13 protein-coding genes are annotated in these 19478 nt (G+C 68.0%); 8 read left to right on the top strand and 5 right to left on the bottom strand.

Annotation, left to right across the window (positions count from 1 at the left end; translation table 11 throughout):
• Positions 1–2: 2 nt before the first annotated feature.
• Together G6N30_RS16470 and G6N30_RS16465 are read right to left on the bottom strand one after the other, a co-directional pair.
• Positions 3–839 (bottom strand): SDR family oxidoreductase, encoded by an 837-nt coding sequence (locus tag G6N30_RS16470; protein ID WP_234880189.1) that lies wholly within the window; start codon positions 837–839, stop codon positions 3–5.
• Between the two features lie 209 nt (positions 840–1048).
• A complete protein-coding gene (locus G6N30_RS16465; RefSeq protein WP_134054557.1) occupies positions 1049–1441 on the bottom strand; it encodes a hypothetical protein in 393 nt (130 codons plus the stop codon).
• 103 nt (positions 1442–1544) lie between these two features.
• Here G6N30_RS16465 and G6N30_RS16460 point away from each other — a divergent pair, with 103 nt between their 5' ends.
• The 3 genes from G6N30_RS16460 to G6N30_RS16450 all read left to right on the top strand — a co-directional run bounded on the left by G6N30_RS16460 (position 1545) and on the right by G6N30_RS16450 (position 4190).
• A complete protein-coding gene (locus G6N30_RS16460) occupies positions 1545–2090 on the top strand; it encodes a TetR/AcrR family transcriptional regulator (RefSeq protein WP_134054555.1) in 546 nt (181 codons plus the stop codon).
• Positions 2091–2130: 40 nt separating this feature from the next.
• Positions 2131–2736, top strand: coding sequence for a biliverdin-producing heme oxygenase (locus tag G6N30_RS16455; RefSeq protein WP_134055357.1), 606 nt, complete (start codon positions 2131–2133; stop codon positions 2734–2736).
• A gap of 68 nt (positions 2737–2804) precedes the next feature.
• Positions 2805–4190, top strand: a complete 1386-nt coding sequence (locus G6N30_RS16450) for a WS/DGAT/MGAT family O-acyltransferase (protein ID WP_134054553.1) — start codon at positions 2805–2807, stop codon at positions 4188–4190.
• Between the two features lie 71 nt (positions 4191–4261).
• On the opposite strand, the gene G6N30_RS16445 is transcribed toward G6N30_RS16450, so the two are convergent.
• The 3 genes from G6N30_RS16445 to G6N30_RS16435 all read right to left on the bottom strand — a co-directional run bounded on the left by G6N30_RS16445 (position 4262) and on the right by G6N30_RS16435 (position 6607).
• On the bottom strand, positions 4262–5281 hold the full coding sequence (locus tag G6N30_RS16445; protein WP_134054551.1) for a TIGR03617 family F420-dependent LLM class oxidoreductase: 1020 nt from the start codon (positions 5279–5281) through the stop codon (positions 4262–4264).
• An 80-nt stretch (positions 5282–5361) separates the two neighbouring features.
• Complete coding sequence (locus tag G6N30_RS16440) at positions 5362–6093, bottom strand: hypothetical protein (RefSeq protein ID WP_134054549.1); 732 nt, start codon at positions 6091–6093, stop codon at positions 5362–5364.
• Between the two features lie 106 nt (positions 6094–6199).
• Positions 6200–6607, bottom strand: coding sequence for a hypothetical protein (locus tag G6N30_RS16435; RefSeq protein ID WP_163687627.1), 408 nt, complete (start codon positions 6605–6607; stop codon positions 6200–6202).
• 213 nt (positions 6608–6820) lie between these two features.
• Here G6N30_RS16435 and G6N30_RS16430 point away from each other — a divergent pair, with 213 nt between their 5' ends.
• The 5 genes from G6N30_RS16430 (at position 6821) to G6N30_RS16410 (ending at position 19477) form a co-directional block, all read left to right on the top strand.
• Complete coding sequence (locus G6N30_RS16430; protein ID WP_134054545.1) at positions 6821–7690, top strand: hypothetical protein; 870 nt, start codon at positions 6821–6823, stop codon at positions 7688–7690.
• 10 nt (positions 7691–7700) lie between these two features.
• Entirely contained in the window at positions 7701–9734 is a 2034-nt protein-coding gene (locus G6N30_RS16425; RefSeq protein ID WP_134054543.1) for a DUF6603 domain-containing protein, read from the top strand.
• A gap of 86 nt (positions 9735–9820) precedes the next feature.
• Positions 9821–13114 (top strand): hypothetical protein, encoded by a 3294-nt coding sequence (locus G6N30_RS16420; RefSeq protein ID WP_134054541.1) that lies wholly within the window; start codon positions 9821–9823, stop codon positions 13112–13114.
• A gap of 9 nt (positions 13115–13123) precedes the next feature.
• Complete coding sequence (locus tag G6N30_RS16415; RefSeq protein ID WP_163687625.1) at positions 13124–17710, top strand: hypothetical protein; 4587 nt, start codon at positions 13124–13126, stop codon at positions 17708–17710.
• 24 nt (positions 17711–17734) lie between these two features.
• Complete coding sequence (locus G6N30_RS16410) at positions 17735–19477, top strand: hypothetical protein (protein WP_134054539.1); 1743 nt, start codon at positions 17735–17737, stop codon at positions 19475–19477.
• The last annotated feature ends 1 nt before the right edge of the window (position 19478 follow it).

The raw sequence follows: 19478 nt of genomic DNA, 5'->3' as shown, positions 1-19478 counted from the left end.
CGTCAACCCTCTGGGGCCGCAACGACTGTGCGTGCGTTCGCATTCATCCGGTTGGTTTCGCGTTCGAGGAGGTTGTTGAGTGCGCGCGGCGCGACGACGTCGAGTGCGCGCAACGCGAGGGCCTTGCGCGGGGCGATGCGGATCGGCCGGGTGCGGGCGGCGGTGACCATCCAGTCCGCCGCCTCGTCGGCGCTGAGCGCGGCGACCCCGCTGTAGGCCTGCGTCGGCGCGATCATCGGCGTCGCCACCAACGGGTAGTACACGGTCGTGGAGTGCACGCCCGCCTGCCCCCACTCGGTGTCGATGACGCGACTCACCGCGCTCAACGCGGCCTTCGAGGCGTTGTACGCCGCGAACATCGGCGAGGATTCCGGCAGCACCCGCCACGTTGCGACGTTGATGATGTGGCCGTCGCCGCGTTCTATCATCCCGGGTGCCACACCCCGAATGAGGCGCAGCGGGGCGTAGTAGTTGAGCTGGATGACCCGCTCCACGTCGTGCCACCGCCCCAGCGATTCGGCCAGCGGTCGGCGGATCGACCGGGCCGCGTTGTTGATCAGAACGTCAACGGCGCCAACCTTTTCCACCAACGCGTCGATCTCGTCGAGGTCGGCGAGGTTCGCGCGCACCGCCGTAGCCTTGCCGCCCGCCGCGACGATCCGCTCGACCACCTCGTCCAGCAGCGCTTCGCGCCGCGCCACCGCGATGACGAATGCGCCTTGGGCGGCGAGCTTCTGCGCGGCGACCGCTCCGATCCCAGAGGATGCGCCGGTCAACAGGATTCGTTTACCGCGCAGATCGAATGTCGTGCGGGCCGGCCAGCGCGGAACGGGGCGCATCCCCGCCAGCCGCAGCGTCCTTCTGATGCTGGGATTCACTGCGCTGGACTCCCGTCCCGTCGGCGAAGCGCTGGCCGTTCGCTGACAATGTAGGGCTCCGTGCACCGACCCGCGGCGCATTCACCGAAAGGTCACCGGGCCGTGTCGTCGAGCGCGTCCTTGACGTCCGCCTGCGTCTCCGCCAGGCCGCGACTTTCGCTGTTGTGTGATCAAGCGGCCAGGCGGTTCTCCTCCCGCCGCGACGGTGCCCCGGCGGGGATGCTCACGAGGCGGGCGCCGGACTGCTCGTCGTCATCGCTGCGCTGCACTCCGCGATACTGCATCAGGTACCGGTCGATCTCGTCGCGCTCGAGCGGCGTCGCGAAGATGTTCACCCCGGGGATCTCGATGCCGCTGTCGTTCTCTTCCGCGCGCCTGCGGGCGCCGGCGCGGAACAACGCGACGGTCGCGATGTCGGTGACCACCAGGATGGCGCCGATGACGCCCGCGACCGCGCTGCCCACGGCCAATGCGTAGACGAACAGGCCCAACCCGATGAACCCCACCAGGAAGCCCAGGTACCCGGCATAGGTGATCGAGTCCCCTCGCACTTTCCTCGTCATGTCTGCACCTCTCTATCGAACACTACGCTACGCGTATCGTAGCGCTACGGCTAGTGTAGCGTTTCCTCGTCCGCAGGTAATCCGCGGTGAAGGGGAGGCGCGCATGGTTCAGCGGCGCAACGTCGACATCGGCATCGCGGACGCCACCCTGGAGTTACTGCGGACGGGCGGGCCTCGGTCCGTGACGGTCGAGGCGGTGGCCGCTCGTTCGGGCATCGCGAAGACCACGATCTACCGGCGCCACCGCGACCGGCGCGAGATGCTCTCCGGTGCGCTGTCACGACTCACCGCGCCGGAACCGCTTGCGGCGCAGGCAACCGGGGACGACCGGCTTCGGTGGCTGATCGAACACGCCGTCGAGACGGTGGAGGACGGCATCGGCTACGGCGGTTTCGCGGCGCTGCTCACCGACGCCGACCCGGAGTTCGCCGCGGTCTTCCGTCAGATCCTCGTCGACCAGCGGGCGGAACTGGAGTCGACGATCGACGCCGGCAAGGCCGACGGGTCGATCCGCGCCGACGTCGATCCGGCGACGCTCATCGACGCGGTGGTCGGCGCCCACATCGCCGAACGGGCCCGCACCGGTGAGGTCGCCGACGGCTGGGAGCAACGCCTGTTCGACCTCTTCCGTCCCACCGTGCTGGCCTGACCGCAACGACCTGGAGGTGAGCGTGTCACTGTCCGTCGCGATGAAGGAGGGCTCCGCCGCCGAGCACGACGCGGCCGAGCAGTCCCCGTTCCTCACCGAACTGCTCAACGGCCGGGTCGCCGCGTCGGGATATGTCGACTACCTGCTGCGGTTGCGCATCGTCTACGGCGCACTCGAAGACGCGGTGCGCGCCCGCCGCGACGACCCGGTGGTGGCCGCCGTCTACGACCCGGTGCTCGAGCGGCTCCCGGCGATCGACGCGGACCTCGATCACTGGGCGCCCGGGATCGCTCGTGAGGTGGATTCGCCTGCGGCGCAGGCATACCGCGAGCGCCTGACAGGCATCACATGGGGCCCGGCGCTCGTCGCCCACCACTACACCCGCTACCTCGGTGACCTGTCGGGCGGGCAGGCGATGGGCAAGATCCTCGACCGCGAGTTCGGGTTGAGGGGAGCGGGTCTGGCGTTCTACGACTTCCCGGTGCGGGTCAAGCCGTACAAGGACGCCTACCGCGCCCGCCTCGACGGACTCGGACTGAACGGGGAAGAGATCGGCCGCACGGTCGACGAGGTCAAGGTCGCGTTCGCCCTCAATCAAGCGTTGTTCGACGAGCTCGCGGAAAGTTTGCCACTTCACCGACGCTGAGGTCGTTTTGCTTTCGGAACGAGCTCCCCGCGGTTTGACGGGTCGGTCAGCCGGGGTATTGGAGGCGAATGGAGCGGTTGAGCGGGCTGGACGCGGGCCTGTTGTACAGCGAGTCGTCCGCGGTGCCGCTTCACGTGTGCTCGATCGTCGAGTTGGACACGTCGACGGTCCCGGGCGGCTACACCTTCGAGCGCTTCAGCAGCGAACTGGCGGCGCGCATGAGCGCGCTGCCGGAGTTGCGCGCGAAGCTCGCCGACAGCCAGCTCAACCTGGACCATCCGGTTTGGGTGGAGGACCGGGCGTTCGACCTGTCCCGTCACCTCAAGCGGATCAGCGTCCCGTCGCCCGGCGGACGCCGCGAGCTTGCCGACGTCTGTGCGCACATCGCGGCGGTTCCCCTCGACCGCAGCAAGCCGCTGTGGGAGATGTGGGTGATCGAGGGTCTGGCCGACACCGGCCCACAGGACGGCGGACCGCTCGCGTTGATGCTGAAGCTGCACCACGCCGCGGTGGACGGCGTATCGGCGGCCAACCTGCTCAACCAGCTGTGTGACCCCGAGCCCGACGCCCCGCCTCCCGATCCCGTCGAAGGCCCCGGCGACGCCGCGCCCTGGGCGATCGCCGCCGACGGTCTGCTGCGGTTCCTGACCCGACCGTGGCAGTTGACCCGGGTGATCCCCGAGGCGACGTCGACGATCGTCAAGACCGTCAACCGTGCGGTCAGCGGGACGGCCATGGCAGCACCGTTCGCCGCACCGACCACGCGCTTCAACGCCGAGCTCACGTCGGAGCGCAACATCGCGCTGGCGCAGCTCGACCTGGACGACGTGAAACAGGTGAAGAACCGGTTCGACGTCAAGGTCAACGACGTGGTGATGGCCCTGTGCGCGGGGGCGCTGCGCGGATTCCTGGCCGATCGTGCCGAGCTGCCGGACAGTCCGCTGATCGCGGTGGTGCCGGCCTCGGTGCGCGACAAGTCCGATCGTCCCGGCCGCAACCAACTCTCGGGCATGTTCTGCAACCTGCACACCGACGTCGACGATCCGCTGGAACGGCTGCTGGCCATCGCCGAGTCGAATTCGCATGCCAAGGAACACAGTTCATCGCTCGGGCCGACGCTGCTGGTGGACCTGGCCGAGATCATCTCCCGTGGAGCGTTCGGCTGGCTGCTGAAGCTGATGTCGCGCACACCGCTGACCCACACGGCGATCCACAACGCGGTGATCTCCAACGTCGCCGGCCCACCGGGCACGTTGTACACCTGTGGCGCCGAGGTCACCGCGCTGTATCCGCTCGGCCCGATCTTTCACGGTTCGGGTCTGAACATCACCGTGATGTCGCAGGGCGGAAAGATGAACGTGGGCATCATCTCGTGCCCGCAGTTGGTCGACGACCTCTGGGACGTGGCCAACCGCTTCGAGCCGGAGCTGAAAGCGCTGCTCGACCGCAGTTGACTCCGCGCTGAGGGCCTTCGCCTCGCGTGCTTCACCGCCGTGTGCGCAGAGTCAATGCGAGCGACGGGTGATCAGTGCCCGGCCGAGAGACGTTGGGCCACAGCACCGTAACGTTCGAACCGCTCAGGGTCGGCGATCGCGTTGTAGAGCACGATCCGGGTGGCTGTCTGGCCGTACTTCTCGGTGAGCGCGTCGGCCAGGCCGTCCCAGGTGGTCTCGGTCGCGAACGTGGCGAGGTGCTCGTCGGTGATCTGGGCGGCCATCCCCGCGAAGTCACCGGCCTTCTGTTTCTCCCGGATCCGGGCCGTCGTCCCCTCGAAGCCGGCCTCGTCCCAGATGAACGCGTAGTTCGGCGTGCTGCCGTAGAAGCTCATGCTCGCCCGCACCAGGTCGCGCTCACGCTGCCGCTCTTCGTCGGTGTCTCCGACGATCGTCATCACCGGCACGATCACCGCGACGTCCTCCGGCGAGCGGCCCGACTTCGCCGCTCCCTCAGCGCGATTCGGCAACACATGCCGCGCGATGTATCCCGGTTCGCCCAGGGGGTGCACGTGGATGCCGTCAGCCACCTCACCGGCCATCCGCAGCATCCACGGATTGACCGCGGCGATGTCGACGTGGGGATCCGGTGCGTCGATCGGGCCGGCGCTCCACTGGGGCGTGATGAAGTCGAGACTGTAGAAGTCCCCGCGATGGTCGAGCTTGCCGGTCCGGAACGCCCGGAAGCACGCCTTCACCGCCAGGACGTAGTCCCGCAGGCGCGGGCCCGGATGCTCGAAGTCCATGCCGTAGCGCCGCACCACATGCGTGCGGACCTGAGTGCCGAGCCCGAGGCGGAACTTGCCGTTCGTCGCCTCCTGCAACTCCCACGCCGTCGCCGCGGTCACGAAGGGGCTGCGCGGAAACGCCACCGCCACGCCGGTCGACAACTCCAGGCCCGGCGCCGCCTGGGCAGCGACCGCGGCGTTCAGGTAGGCGGTTCTCCCGGTCTCGGTGAACAGCAGGCCGTCGAATCCCGCATCCCGGCAGCGGCGTGCCAGGCCGCCGATCGCCTGCAGAGGCTGCGGGGTGGTCATCACGTCGACGTGCATGAATCGCACCCTACGTCGCGCGTCAAGAGTCGTGCGCGAGTCGAGATGCAGCGCAACAACGCAGCCTCTTGCGACAAGCGTTACTCGTGGCCGGTTTTCCCGATCTGCGTGTGCAGATGGTCCTTGTGCGCTTCACGCCCATGCGGAGTGCCGGGTGCGGTCGCAGGATGGTCGGGGCTCATGATGAAGCTCCCTTCACCGATCGACGTGGCCGCATCCTCGCCGTCGGGGTCCGCGGAGCGGTCCTGCCACTGACCGGCGATGAAGTCGTACACGCTGCGGAAGAACGACTCGGCGAACGTTCCTTCGCCGTCGAGGCGGAACGTCACTGCGCTCCCAGTGCCGTCGGGCCAGTTTCCGTCGGGCGTGTAGGCGGTTGATGCATTGCCCCAGTCGTTGAGCACCGTGAGGTGAAAGTCGGTGTCGTCGCCGACACGGCGTGCCGCCCCGGCGAAGTCGACCGCCCGTCCCTGACCGTGGCAGTCGGTACGGCCACCCGACGCGTCCCCGCTGATGCCCAGATGAAACAGGTCGGTCACGCCGAACTCACTGGACAGGTACTGGCAGAGCCGCACCAACGCCAGTGCATTGCGCGGATCGAGGTAGTCGGGTGCAGCGGCTGATTCGCCGTAGCGGATGACGACGCCGGCGACATTTCCGGCCTGCTTCTCACCGGTGTAGGGGTTGAGCCCGTCGAGGTTCACGTGGTGCTCGTCGGATTGCCCCTCGAACAACAGTGTGCCCTCATCGACAAGCGCCTGCAGTTCGGCGAATGCCTCGGTCTTGCTCATCGCGCGAGCCGGATAACTCATCGTTTCCTCCATCGTTTCTGTCTTCGCGTCGGCGAATGCCGGCGATTCGAAACGTACGGAAGCCAACGGAATCCCCACATGCGTAGAGCACTACCCTACTTGCGCATCAGCCGGTTTCGAACGGTGCCGTACCGGTCTTCACCGACGAGCGGCCGGTCGCGCTGATGTCGGTCGGGAAGCCTGACGGGGGCGCCGAGTCGGGAATGGTGATGGTTTGGGTGAATCCGCCCTCGGAATCCGCTGTCGCCGAACCCACCTCAGTGGCGTGCACCCTGATCGTCACACGCTCGTCCGGCTGAAAACAGGATCCGTACACCGTGACCTGCTCGCCTCGGGAGGCCTGCCCGGACGACAGCGTGATCTCCGCCGGCGCGGCGATCCCACAACCAGCGTTCGCGTCGACCATCGACGTGACATCGTCCGTGGAAGATGACGTCGCCCCGCCGGAGCCGTCGCGATCCAAGAACTGGAACACGGCGATGATGGTGGTGACAAGCGTCGCGACAATTCCCACGACGATGCTGACGTTCTTGAGCGTATTACTTTCCGCCATGCCCGATTATGGGGGCAACATCGGCTCATCCCGGCCGAAAACAGGTAGTGCGCAACGGCCTCTATCTTGTATGCCCGTAGGCACCGGCAAGTCAGGTAGTTCACTACTCGCGCATTCCCAGCCCACGTCGGATTTCATGGTCGCGACAGTCTCTACCTGCGTCAGGAGCGATGCATGCCGACGGCCACGCCCGACAATGTCATTCCGGTCCTCGGGGAGCTGATTCGATCCGCCGCCGAGGCGGCAGCCGATGCGCCGAATGGACTCGGCCAGGCGTTCGACCGGCTCGCCGATGAACTCGGTGACAGCCTGCGCAACGCCAAGGAACTGCCCGCGGATGTCCTGAGTGCCCTCCACGACAGCGTTGACCCTCCCGACTGGTGGAGCCTGCTGGCCGCCATCCTGCTGGAGATTCACAAACTTGATCCCGACCACCTCAGCGTCGGCGCCACGCATCCTCCCGGCTGGTCGCGGATGCTGACGCTGGGTTATGCGCGCGACCCCGGCGGCGCGGCGGAGATGGTCGTGGGTCTCGGTATCACTGACAGGAACGATGAGCAGGGCGCAACCACCAAGCGCGGAGTGCAGGTACACGTCGAACCCGCATTCACCGAATTCAGTCTGCCCGCTGACGAAGCCGCACCCTTGAGGGTCGTCATGAAGGCACCCGGTCCTCACGAAATGAACTGGGAGTGGGCCTTCGGATCGGGTGCGCAATTGCCGGAGGGCGAGCTGGCGCTGACCGCGGAGATCACCTGGGCCCTGCCCGATCTGCCCTCTTCCCCGATCGCCGGGTTCGCCGCGGGCGCGATCCGGTTGTCAGCTACCTTCGCCTCCAGCTCGCCGCTGTACACGTTCAGCCTGCAGATCGTCCCCGCCCGGAACATGCAGGAGGGCATCGAAGCGCACCTCAAACCGGCGGAGCTGATCGGTGACTCGCCGCTCCTGTCGGTCGCCGACATCCATCAGGGCGTATCTCCGAGAATCTCACTGGCGCAAGGGGAAACACCGCAGTTCGCCTTCGAGCAACGATCACTGGCCTAGGAGAGCTGAGATGGGTGACAACGTCGACGTGTCGATGGATCTCGCCGGCCGACCCGACGGACGCGACAGCGCGCTCGAGGTGGCCATCACCGCCGACCTTGGTGCCGACCTCCCTGGGCTGAAGGTGCGCGTCACCGGAGTCCGCGCCGCACTCCGCCTCTCCCTGGCCGACGCCGAAGGCCGGTTCGGATTCGCCGCGGAGCTCGACGAACCCACGGTCAGCGGTGCCGGTGTCGAGCTCAACATCCCCGGCGTCGAGGGCGGCGGGTATCTGGCCGTGGTCGGCGACGAGTACCGCGGCGCCTTGACCGCCGACCTGGGGCCGGTCAGCGTCAACGGCTTCGCGATCCTGTCGAGCGACGACTTCTCTCTGCTCGTGTTGCTGGCCGCCGAATTCGCCGTGCCGATCCAGTTGTCCTTCGGATTCACGCTACTTGGCGTCGGCGGCATCATCGGCATCAACCGCCGTCCCGACATCGAGGCATTACGAGAAGGGCTCGGCTCCGGCGCCCTCGGAGCCTTGATGTTCCCCCGCGACGCCGCCGCCGAAGCTGACCGGCTACTGCCCGCCCTGAGTGGGTTCTTTCCGGAGGAAACCGGGTCGATGGTCGTCGGCCCGATGCTCAAACTCGGTTTCGGCACACCCACATTGGTGGCCGCGGCCATAGGCGTACTCATCACCACCGACGGTGTGGTGATCGTGGGTAAGGTCGCGATGACCCTGCCCTTCGACGGGGCGGCGTTGATACACCTGCAGGCCGCCGTACTCGGCACCATCACCTCCGACGGCCTGAACATCGCTGCCTCGCTGATGGACTCACACATCGCCGGAATGCCGGTGCAGGGAGACATGGCGTTGCGCATCGCCGGCGGCCCAAGCGGCCTGTTCGTGATGTCCGCGGGCGGCTTCCATCCTGCGTTCGCCCCGCCCGACGGGATGGCGGGCATGCGTCGCCTCGGGACCGAGATCTCACCAGGACCGTTGTTACGCGCCCGCCTCGAGGCCTACCTGGCGATCACCACCAGCTCGCTGCAGTTCGGTGCGCGTGCCGAACTCACTGCGGGAATCGACGGGTTCGGCATCCACGGGAACTTCAGCTTCGACGCGCTCATCATGTTGCAACCATTCGGGTTTCAGGCCGATTTCGCAGCCTGTGTCAGCGTCGAGTGCGCCGACTTCGACGTCGCGTCGGTCACATTGCGCGGGCATCTGAGCGGAACGTCGCCCTGGCGAATCCGCGGCCACGCCCGGGTCGAGGTTCTCGGGTTCGGCGTCAGCGTCGACATCCCGGAACTCACGTGGGGGCAGCGATCGACCCAGGCGCTACCGCCGGCTCGGAACCCCGTCACTGTTCTGCGAGACGAGCTGATGCGCACCGAGAACTGGTCGGCCGCCAACGCCGCAGTACCGGCGCTGGTCCGATTGCGCCCGGGAAGCGATCGGGAATCGGCGGTCCATCCGCTCGCTGAGTTGACGTTCGTCCAAAACGCCGTGCCGCTGGATGTGGAGCTCACACGCATGGATTTCGTGCCCCTGGCCGCGCCGACGCGACTGACCATCGTTGCTCAGGTCGGCCGGATCGCTCCGTGTACCGCTCAATTCCCACCGGCGCAGTACCTCGATATGGATGACAACGCCAGGCTGGCTTCGGCCGGCTACGCCGAATTGACCGGAGGTTTCACGGTTGACTGCAGCCCTGTCGTAGGTGACGCCGACCAGATCACCCTCGACCCGGAAACCCGCATCATCTCCGCCAACGCGTGGCAGGCCCTCGCCGTGGTGACGTTGCCCACCAGCGCGGCGGCCGCGGCGTTCACATCACCGCCCGAGACCCTGATCGCGTTGCGCGACCCCGCCATCGGCGTCGTCACCCACGTCGAAGGGCTGAACGCCGCGACGGACATCTTGGCCGCGCGCCTGGGCCAGGACACGACCGCGATCGCGGCGATGACGCGGAACCCCGGAATCGCTGAATCCCTGGTCCGCACAGGGGGACCCGCAGACCTCCAGATCAGTCGTGCGTGGGAGGTGGCGGTGCCGTGACCGAGTCCCTGACCCTGCTTTCCTGGTCTCGCCGTGGCGCTGCCGCCGCACCGACCGGGGAGGTTCGCTGTGATGGCAGGCGCACTGTGACGCCCGCACTACAGCTGGGCGGCCATCAGGGACCGACGCCACTCGACGGGACTCTGACCGCAGCGGGTGTCACGCTGCTCGGTCCTGCCGACTGCGAAGGCATCAATGCGCTGCAGATCGTGCGACGGAGCCCGGTGCCGGGCGACGGCCGGCACGAGCCGAACTTCCTCGCGCTCATCGAATTCGGGCACGCCGATCTTCCGTGGCTGTTCAGCGGTGGCGCACGCGACGGGAGATTCGACCCGTGGTTGATGCTGGTGGTCGTCCGGAGCAAGGGTGCGCATCGGCAGGGCCGGATCCAGTCCGGTCCGCGCGGGCCAGTGCTCCGCGTGCTCGACGGCACTGCGCTGAGTTCTCCCGCGCAGGCGTGGGCGTTCGCCCACGTCCAGGTGGCGGGAGACGTCGACGGGCGGGCTGTCGTCACTGCCGACCCGCAGGCCTCCGGGGTGCGATCGCGCATCATCTGCCCGACGAAGTTGGCGCCCAACACCGACTACATCGCGGCCCTGGTGCCCACCTTCGAGCTGGGGCGGTTGGCGGGCCTCGGCGTCGACGTGCCCGCCCATCCCGATGACCGGTTCTGGGAACCGGGGGGCAAAGGCTTCGCCGCGTTGAATCCGCCGGGTTATGCGTTCTGGAGTCCTGGTGACGGACTACAGCTGCCCGCCTACGACCACTGGAGCTTCACCACCGGTCCCGCAGGGGATTTCGAGTCGCTGGCGCGCAAGCTGCGCAAGGTGCCGTCCGCCGCCGGGCTCGGCGAACGACGGGTCGCCGTCGAGGCCCGGGCCTCGCTGATGCAAGAGCGGCCAGAGGGCCAGGGAGAACCGGAGCCCGACTTCGCACCGGGAGTGGAGCGCGTCCCGACCGCAATCGCGAGGGTCGATCGGCAGGCCGGAGAACCACCGCTGAGCCCCTTCGCCCCTGACCAGGCCGCCCCCACGGATCGCGCAACCCGGCTGCAGAGCCGCCTGAAAGAACTGGTCGACCTCGTTGCCACCGCCGAGGCGGCAGAACCGGTAGTCGGGCCGCCGCTGTACGGGCAGTGGGCCGCAGGTGCGGGTTCGCTGGACGTCTCGGACACTCACCACTGGGTGACACAACTCAATGCCGACCCCTATCAGCGCATGGCTGCCGGACTGGGCGCCCGCGTCGTCGCTCACGACCAGGAGTCGCTGATGGCGGAGGCCTGGCAGCAGCTCGCAGATCTCGAGGATGCCAACCGGCGCATCAGGATCGCCGCGCTGATGGCCAGCGCGCTTCAGACGCTGCACACCAAGCTGGCCGCGGCTCCCGACGACATCAGACTGCGGTTCACCTCCAGTAGCTTCGGCCGTATCGCCGTCCACCCCGGACGCACCCTGCACGCAGAGCTACAGACTACGACGCTGCCATTGGAGGCTTTGGGTCCGTCGATGGTCAGGGCCGCAGCCCGGGCGCGCCGCGCTGCGGTCGCGTCGAGTGCTGTTGCGGAACTGCACGATGCCAGGGTCTCGCCGACCACTATCAGCGCGGCGATCGTGACCGCTCTCGCGTCCGGTTCTGCCACGGTGATTCCGCAGCGGCTGACCCACGAGCCGCGCGTGGACCTCGATGCGGTGCGCACGGTACTCGGGTCAGATGCTCTGATCGGCAGGCTTGCCGTGCTCGAGAACGTCTCGGCCATCACGGCGACCATTGCCGACCGATTGGTCGAACCCGATGACGGCGATGACATGTCTGTTCACGATGACGTGGCTGTGCGGATCGGGCCGCGAATCACCGAGCAGATCGGCGACCAGGATTGGGCCAAGCGGCTCGTCGTGCACGAGACCGTCAACCGTCCTGTGCACGAGGTGATCCGGCGCGAGCAACGCATCGACACGAAAGTGCTCAGGGAAGGGGCCGACCCCGGGTTGCTGAGGAAGGCGCTGGGCAAGCGTCTGCCCAAGCTGGCGCGCAGGCATCCCGACGTGGTCATCGATGCGCAGCGGGTCGACGGGGTTCCGGATGCGGTGCGGGCGCCCGCACGCATGACAATGCCGGTCCGTCAGATCGCGGCAGTACACCGCGAGGAACTGCCTGTTCCCGCCGGAGTCCAACTGAGTCTCGCGTCCGAAGATGTCCGTCTGGCGCTGGGTCCGGCTCTGCGCTCGGCCCCGGGCACATTGCTGTCCACCACGATCAGCGAACCCACGAATGCCGCCGCGCTGGGAGCTGCCGAGGCGATACGCATCAGCGTGCTCGCCGAGTTGGGCATCACCCGGTCGAGCGCGCCGGCGCGACTCGGACAGTTGTCCGACGGCGACGTGGCGGCGTTCCGCGCGGCTGTCGATCTGCGAGCCCGAAAACGCTCCACCACAGCGAAACCCCCGCGTTTCGCAGCGTTCGACGCGACCGCCACGCAAACTGCGGTCACCGCACTGGACCCACGGCAGACCTACCGCGACCTGCTGGCCTACGCCCACACGGTGGTCAGCGACGACGTCGTGCGGATGGGCAAGTCGTTCTTCCACCCGCTGCGTGCGGCGCCGAAGTTCACCCAACCGTTGGTCAAACGGCTGGCCGTCGTGGACAAGGACTGGCTACTCGGCGGCGTGGGCGGACTCGCCCCCAATTCGGTGTCGGTGTTCGGGATCAACGCTCGATTCATCGAGGCTTTCCTCGCCGGGGCGAACCACGAGATCATGCGGGAGCTGACGTGGCGCGGTTACCCCACCGACGTGCGGGGCACCTGTTTCCGCCGGTTCTGGGACCTGCCGCAGCCCGATGTCAAACCGCTGGCCGCGTGGACGTCCCTCGGCGACAATCACGCCGGTGGCACCCTCCCTCAGGATCTGACGGTAGTCGTCATCAAGGGAGACCTGTTGCGGCGCTACCCGACCACGATCGTGAGCGCGGTACGCGGCAGACGCGTCGGCGGCGGTTTCGAGGGCACCGAAGAGGCCGCGGAGATCGACCGCGGCCACATCGACGACGACGTCAACTACAGCATTCTCGACATCGCCCCGAGCAGGCTGCTCGAGCCGCCCGATGGCGACGCCCATCGGTGGTATGTCTCGCTGCTCGAGAACACTCGCGAGCCGCGGTTCGGTCTCGACGACAAGAGCAGCGATGTCCGCGGCGCAAATGCCGGCCGCCGACCGGTTGACTGGTCGTGGCAGGGGCTGCCCGACCCGGTCATCGACGGCGGTCACCTGACGGCAGGCATGCTCGCCGCCTCGGCGACCAGCACTCAGGTCGGTGTGCGGCTGTGCCAGAGACCTTTCCGCGCTCTTCTTCCCGCTACCGAGTTCATCGTCCTGGACTAGGGGATAACCATGGCACCACCCATCGCGCCACCGCCGGAACTGTGGTCGACCCTCGACCCTGCCGTCCCGATCGCGTTGATGCCGATTCGTCTTGAAACCCGCTACTGCACTCGGCGCAGCGATGGTGCGGAAGCTCCCGCGGGGGTGCTTCGGATCCGGATATACCCCGACGACATTTCGGTAACCACCGACCGGGAAAGCGTGTCCACCAGTGAGATTCAGGCGGGCGCACAGTTCTGGGCGGACCATGCCGCCGCGCTGGACGCCCACCCGGATGATCCGGCGGCCGCCGCCTACGCCGCCCGCACCGTGTGGGAGGTGCTGACCCGCCGCGTCGGTGTGGAACGGGCTTACCCGGTCGCGGCGTTGTGCCGCCACGGCGCGCCGGATCCGGTCGATGCGGGTACGCCGCGACCGCGTGCTCATCTGATGCCGGATGCGTGGGTGATCACCGGTTACCTCGGCTCGGAACCGGCGTTCACTCACCACGTGGTCTGCTCGGCCGGGGAGTCCCTCGCCGCCGGACCGGGTGCCGAGGACGGCCGCAACGCTCTGGACCCCGGTGATCCGCACATCATTCCGTCCGACGACGAGTCACGCTGGCTCACCGACTTCTCCCGCGCTCTGGACCTCGGAATGGCCGCCGAGATCGACCTGGACGGGTTGCCCCGGGTTGCTGCCGAGGGCGTGGACACGCTCGTGGTCGTCGGCGTCCGGGAGCCTGTCGCCGGTCGCGGCCCGGCAGAGGAAGCACTCGCGCTCACCCGCCTGCTGGACACCCACGCCGACGCTACGGAGCTGTCACTGATCGCGCAGGGAACGCCGACCAACAACCTCTCCGAGCGGGCTTCGGGATTCGCCGCCGCCACCGACCCGTTCGCGGGATACGACCGCCTGTTCGCCGTGGGAGTCGGTGGCGCAGCAGAACCCGAGATCTCCGCGTTGCGTGGTGGCTCGTCGGACGGGGCGTCCCTCGAGTCCGCCCTCGGGCTGGCTGACCGGTCTCTGGCGTCCATCGCCGGATACCACGGCTGCGAACAACGACATTCCCGTGCGATGGCGCTGGCGTTGTTCCCGGTCACCCTGGGTGAAGCCATTGCCGTGCTGACCCGCCCGTCCGACGGCGAGTACGGCATGGAATTCGACGAGATCGCGGCGTTCCTCGACCAGGTGGACGCCGTGATGCCTTTCGCCAGAGAGCATTTCGCATCGTATGTCCGCGGACGCGGACCGCTGCCCACGGTGCGCGTCGGACGCCAACCTTACGGGATCCTCCCCGTACTCGCCGGCGCTCGCTACGCCACCGCCGGTGACGAACCGGCGTATTCACAGCGCCTGCGGGCGCTGCTCGACCGGCTCCGCCCATGGTGGCTGCGGGCCTCCGGCAACGTGCCCAACCTCGTGACGTCGCCGCGCGCGGGCGTGTCGGTGTCCGATCTGACCGCACAGATCCTGACCCAGGCGCCGGTGCCGCATCGGGGCGGATATGCGGGCCGTGAGTTCCTGGGCAGGGTGATGCACCTCGTCGACAAGGCGGCAAGCCTGAAGACCTTGCCGGCGGTTCCCGTCAGCACACTGGCTGAGTACGCCCTTCGACAACAGGCGGAAATCGTCGAGGAGGTCAGGGTCGACGTGATCAAGTCGATCATGGCCGAATCTGTCAGCGCGGACGACATCGGATTCGCAGTCACGGGCTCCCTTCTCGAAGACATGCTTTCGCGCTCCGGCGGCGCCCCGGAGCCGATGGGGCGTCCCATCGCGACCGCGGACGCACGTGAGTACCTGAGGCAGCTCGCCGGCTCCGGCGTTCCGGCGGAAATCGACGACCGCCCCGAGGACTTGCTGTATCTGCTCCTGGAGCACGCGCTGGCCCTGTCGAAGGAACTCGATGTGAGAACACGCTTCGCCCACGTCGACCACGCGTTCGTCGGAGAGGCATTTGCGTCGCTACTCGGCTCTGTCGGCCAGGTGGAGGCCGATCCGGCGAGCACCGTCGGTGCCCGTAAGAAGCAACTTGCCGCGCTCACGGTCGCCGAGGGACTCACGGCCGATCTGCGCCCCACCCTGCTGGCCCGGCCGGAGTTCACCGAGCAGCGTGTCGACGAACTCATGGGCATGTCCATCACCGATGCCCTCGAACAAGACGACTTCCGGGTGGTGGTCTACAAACCCAAGACGCGGCCCAACAACTTCGCCGGCACCCAGGAGGCGGTCGGCGTGCTCGCCGATGCGGACCTGCAACCGCGGGATCTGACCCGTCTGACCGGCGAGGTGCTGGACTGCTGCGCCTCCCGCCTTGACGCCTGGTACACCTCATTGGCCACGCAGCGACTGGCGACGCTGCGCGCAAGCCGCCCGACCGGCATTCAGCTGGGTTGCTGGGGAGTCCTGGTCGACGTACGGCGCTCTCACACGAACAACGTTGCGGCTCCTGCGCTTTGGGAGAACGCAGCGGTCACCGACGGTGAGTTGCGGCTGCCGGCCCAGCCTGTCGGATACGTGCACGCACCATCCCTGGATCAGGCCAGAACGGCGGGGGTGCTGCGATCAGGGGAGCTGTCACACCGCGATACCGGTAGCAGCCTCGCCTCGATCGATCTGACCAGCAAGCAAGTCCGGGTCGGCACGCAGTTGCTCGATGGCGTTGCCAACGGGCAATCGCTCGGAGCCCTGCTCGGGTACCAACTCGAACGCGAACTCGGCGATCACGGCTCGCACACGATCGTGACGACCTTGCGAGCCCGCTACCCACACCGTCACGTGGCGGACGCGGCCGCTGGAAGCGATGCTGTCACTGCCGCGGCCGTGGTAGACGGGTTGGCGGTGCACGAGCACCATGACGAAGTGATCGCCCTGCCCGGCGTGAGCGGTGACGCAGTCTGTCTCAAAGCCCTCGACAATCTGGCCCGCAGCGTCGAAGCGGTGTCGGATCTGCTTGTGGCCGAGGGGGTGCACGCCCTGACGACCGGACACAGTGACACCGCCGGAGCACTGTTCTCAGCGGTCGCCACCGGTTCCCGGCCACCGGATCCCGCGGTCACCCACGAACCCCGGTCAGGCATCACCATCACGCACAAGGTGGTCGTGGGCCTGACGTCCGAACCGCCGCTGGCGGGATGGAATGTCGAAGCCGCACGGGCGCGATTGGCGCCGCACGCGGAACGCTGGGCGCAGTCCGTGATCGGTCCGGCTACGGACTGGGTGTTGTCCGAGGCACCCGGCGGGCCGACGGTGCGCCTGGCGGATCTCGGGGTGTGTGCGCTGGATGTGTGTGTCGAAGCGGAGGCGTCCTCGCCAGTGTTCGCCGACCGGCTGCGTGCTGCGGCCGGCCTCTCAGCGGACGACGCGATGCCGTTCGGTCATACCTACGATCGGCTGGTCGCCCTGGCTCAGGCCGCGGGCGAGGTGCTGGCCAAGTCGCGTCCCGCGACCGCTGTCGACTTGACCGCTCCACCGGAGGCGGACCCGGTGAGTACCCCAGTCGCACCGGAGCCTCCGCTGCCCACGGACGAGGATAGTCACCCGGTCGTGGCGGCCCTCGGGACGCTCCTCGAGCAGGTGAGCGCCGCCGTCGCGCGGGTGATCGAGGCCGCCGAGACGGCCACCGAGGACACCAGGGTCGCGGCCGACGAGATGCGGGTGTTCACCACGCTCGGCATACCGGGAGCCCAATTCCGCGCAGAGCAGGTGACCATCTACGACGCGGTGTCGGTGGCACAGACGGCCGCGGCAAGCCTCCGTGACGTCGCGGCACTGCTGCCGCGCGGCGGCGCGGACGACGCACCGATGGCCTGGGAACAGCGCCTGGCGGCACTGCGCCGCGAGGACAACAGGTTCGACGTACTCGTGGAAGTGACACGCCGAATCGCAGGGCGTGCCGTGGTTCCCACCCTGGCGGTCGCGCACACACTGTCCGCGGCGAGTGTCCCGGCCGCGCCGCATGATGTCCGACGATGGCTGACGCGCCTGGGGCGGGTACGTCCGAATATCGCCGCGTACGAGGACCTGCGCCTCTTCGTCGCACAACCTGCGCCGCTGTCGGTGAGTCAACTGCCGTTCGTCCCCGACGAGGGCTGGCTTGGCGGAGCGCTACCGGCGGCGGGCGACCCGCCGCCCGGGCAGAAGCGCAACGAGTTGCGCCGGTGGAGACGGCCGTCCGGTCCCCGCGCTCATCTGGTCGTGGCGGCACCTGACCAGGTCCTGCAGGCCCAGCGGATGCACGCCCTGGTCGTCGACGAGGTGGGGGAGGTACTGCCGTCGCCCACTGTGACGACTGGCCTGGCCGTCCATTACGACGCTCCTAACGCCCGTGCGCCACAATCGATTCTGCTTGCCACGCCGGCCGATCCGGACGAAGTGTGGACCCACCGCATGTTGACGGAGATGATCACTGACACGCTGGTGATGAGCCGGATGCGCGGGGTGACGCTCGACGAGCTGGCGCCCACGGGGGCCGCCGAGTTCTTCCCGCTGACGTACGTCCGGCAGGAGTTGTCCGGCGTCAAGCCGCTCGAGCCCCGCCCCAACGCGTTCGCCGACATCGCCAGAGCCCGCGCCATCGGCGTCGATGCCCTCCGTATCCACGCCGAGCTCTGAGCGAAAGGCCCGACCATGCCCTGGATGCGCGTCGAACCGCACCGCCGAACCACCGACATCGCCGACGGCCTGGCCGGTGAAGTCGCCGACCCACTCTGGTTGTTGTTGCGTCAGTGGCAATTCGGGGAGATGACCGGTGACGACAGCGGAAGTCCCGTCGCGATCGACATCGGTGCCAGTTGGTCGAGATTCACCCGATACCGCGCTGAAGGTGGCCTTTCGACGGAGCAAGTCCCACCGGCGGAACCGGTGCCCTACGACCCCGACGGCCCGCCGTTGGAGGCGGTCGTGGAGCGCGAACCGGTCATCCGACTCGACCGGTCGGACTCGACGCCATGGACCGTGGCGGTGCGAGCCGGCGCCCTGTTGGCCGAGATGCTGCGCGCCGCGGGCCGTGACACCGCCGCGGCAGCGCTCGCCGCCCATCCGTCGACCATGTTCGCCCCGCCGGACGCGGAGGCCGTCGCGAACAACAGTCGCGTCGAGGCGAGCACGGAGGCCCGCTACCGCGCCCTGCTGGGGCCGGCGGACGGAGTCGGGCGTACGATCGACGGCGCCAAGGTGTTGGGTCTGCACAGGTCCGGTGCGTTGCCCGCGGAGCTCGGTCTCGACGACCTCGATGACCTGTTCACCGCATGGGCCACCGTTATCGACGAGGAGTGGGGAATCGCCGACGCCACACCCGGCTCGGCGGCATGGATCCCGGACCGGCTCGAGTACTCGTATTCGCTGGCGGCGCCGCCGCTGCCGGGAACAACCGACGAAGTCGTGCTCGGCGCCGCGCAGTATGACGGTAGAGGGATGCACTGGAGTTCAGTGGACCACGTGCCCGGCGCCACGCTCGGGGCCGCCAACGACGCAGACGCGCGCGTCGGTGCACGCGCCACCACAGTGCTGCCCAGTCCACTGACCTTCCCCGGCATGGCGGCAGGCCGATTCTGGGAGATGGAGGATGCGTCGGTGGCACTGGGAACCGCATCGCACGGCAGGACTGATCTGGCACGGATGCTGGCGACGGAATTCGCCGTCATCTACAGCCCGGACTGGTATCTCGCCCCGGTCGAAGTCCCTGTGGCATCCGTCAGTTGCATCGACTGGGTCATCGTCCGCGATACCTTCGGCGTCGCTACGTTGGTGGGCACCAGGAGCACCCAGGCCGGCGACGGCGTCGGGCGGCAGTTCCAGCCCGACGCCGCCGACGATGGGGCCGCAGCGGACACCCCCCTGTTGGTGGTGCTTCCCAGCGCGCTCGCGACGGTGACGTCCCCTGCGCTGGAGGAGGTCTCGCTGCAACGAGACGAGATGGCGAATCTGGCTTGGTCGATCGAACAGACTGTGATGGGACCCGCAGGGCGGGCCGTCCCGCGGCCCTGGTTCGCGTCCTCATTCATTCCGCCGCGGGCGATCTCCGCAGAGGAGTTCGAACTGGTCTGGCGCCTCGCCACACCAGTCGCGGAAACGTGGACACCGCTTGTCGCCGTTGTGGAAGGCGGAGGAGACGGGCCGCGACTCCTGCGCCGCGCGTCGATCCTGGACACCGCATGCGGTCGCACCACCGCCACCAAGAGCGCAGTCTTGGCCGAGATGCCGGACATCCGGGAGGAAGAGGTCAGCTCGGCGGGAATCCGGCTCCGTCTCGTCGACCAGTTGGCGCGATCGCACGACGGCCGCAGCTTCGTGTGGCGCGGAAAAGAGAAGCGGGTGTGGCGCGGCGAAGCGTCGTCGGCATTGCGCTTCGACGCGACCACACCCGATTCGGAGTCGTGAG

This window comes from Mycolicibacterium litorale, from assembly GCF_010731695.1.
In the GTDB taxonomy this organism is placed as follows: domain Bacteria; phylum Actinomycetota; class Actinomycetes; order Mycobacteriales; family Mycobacteriaceae; genus Mycobacterium; species Mycobacterium litorale.
The sequence above is the reverse complement of the archived record's forward strand: the minus strand, read 5'-3'. Positions and strand labels throughout refer to the sequence as shown.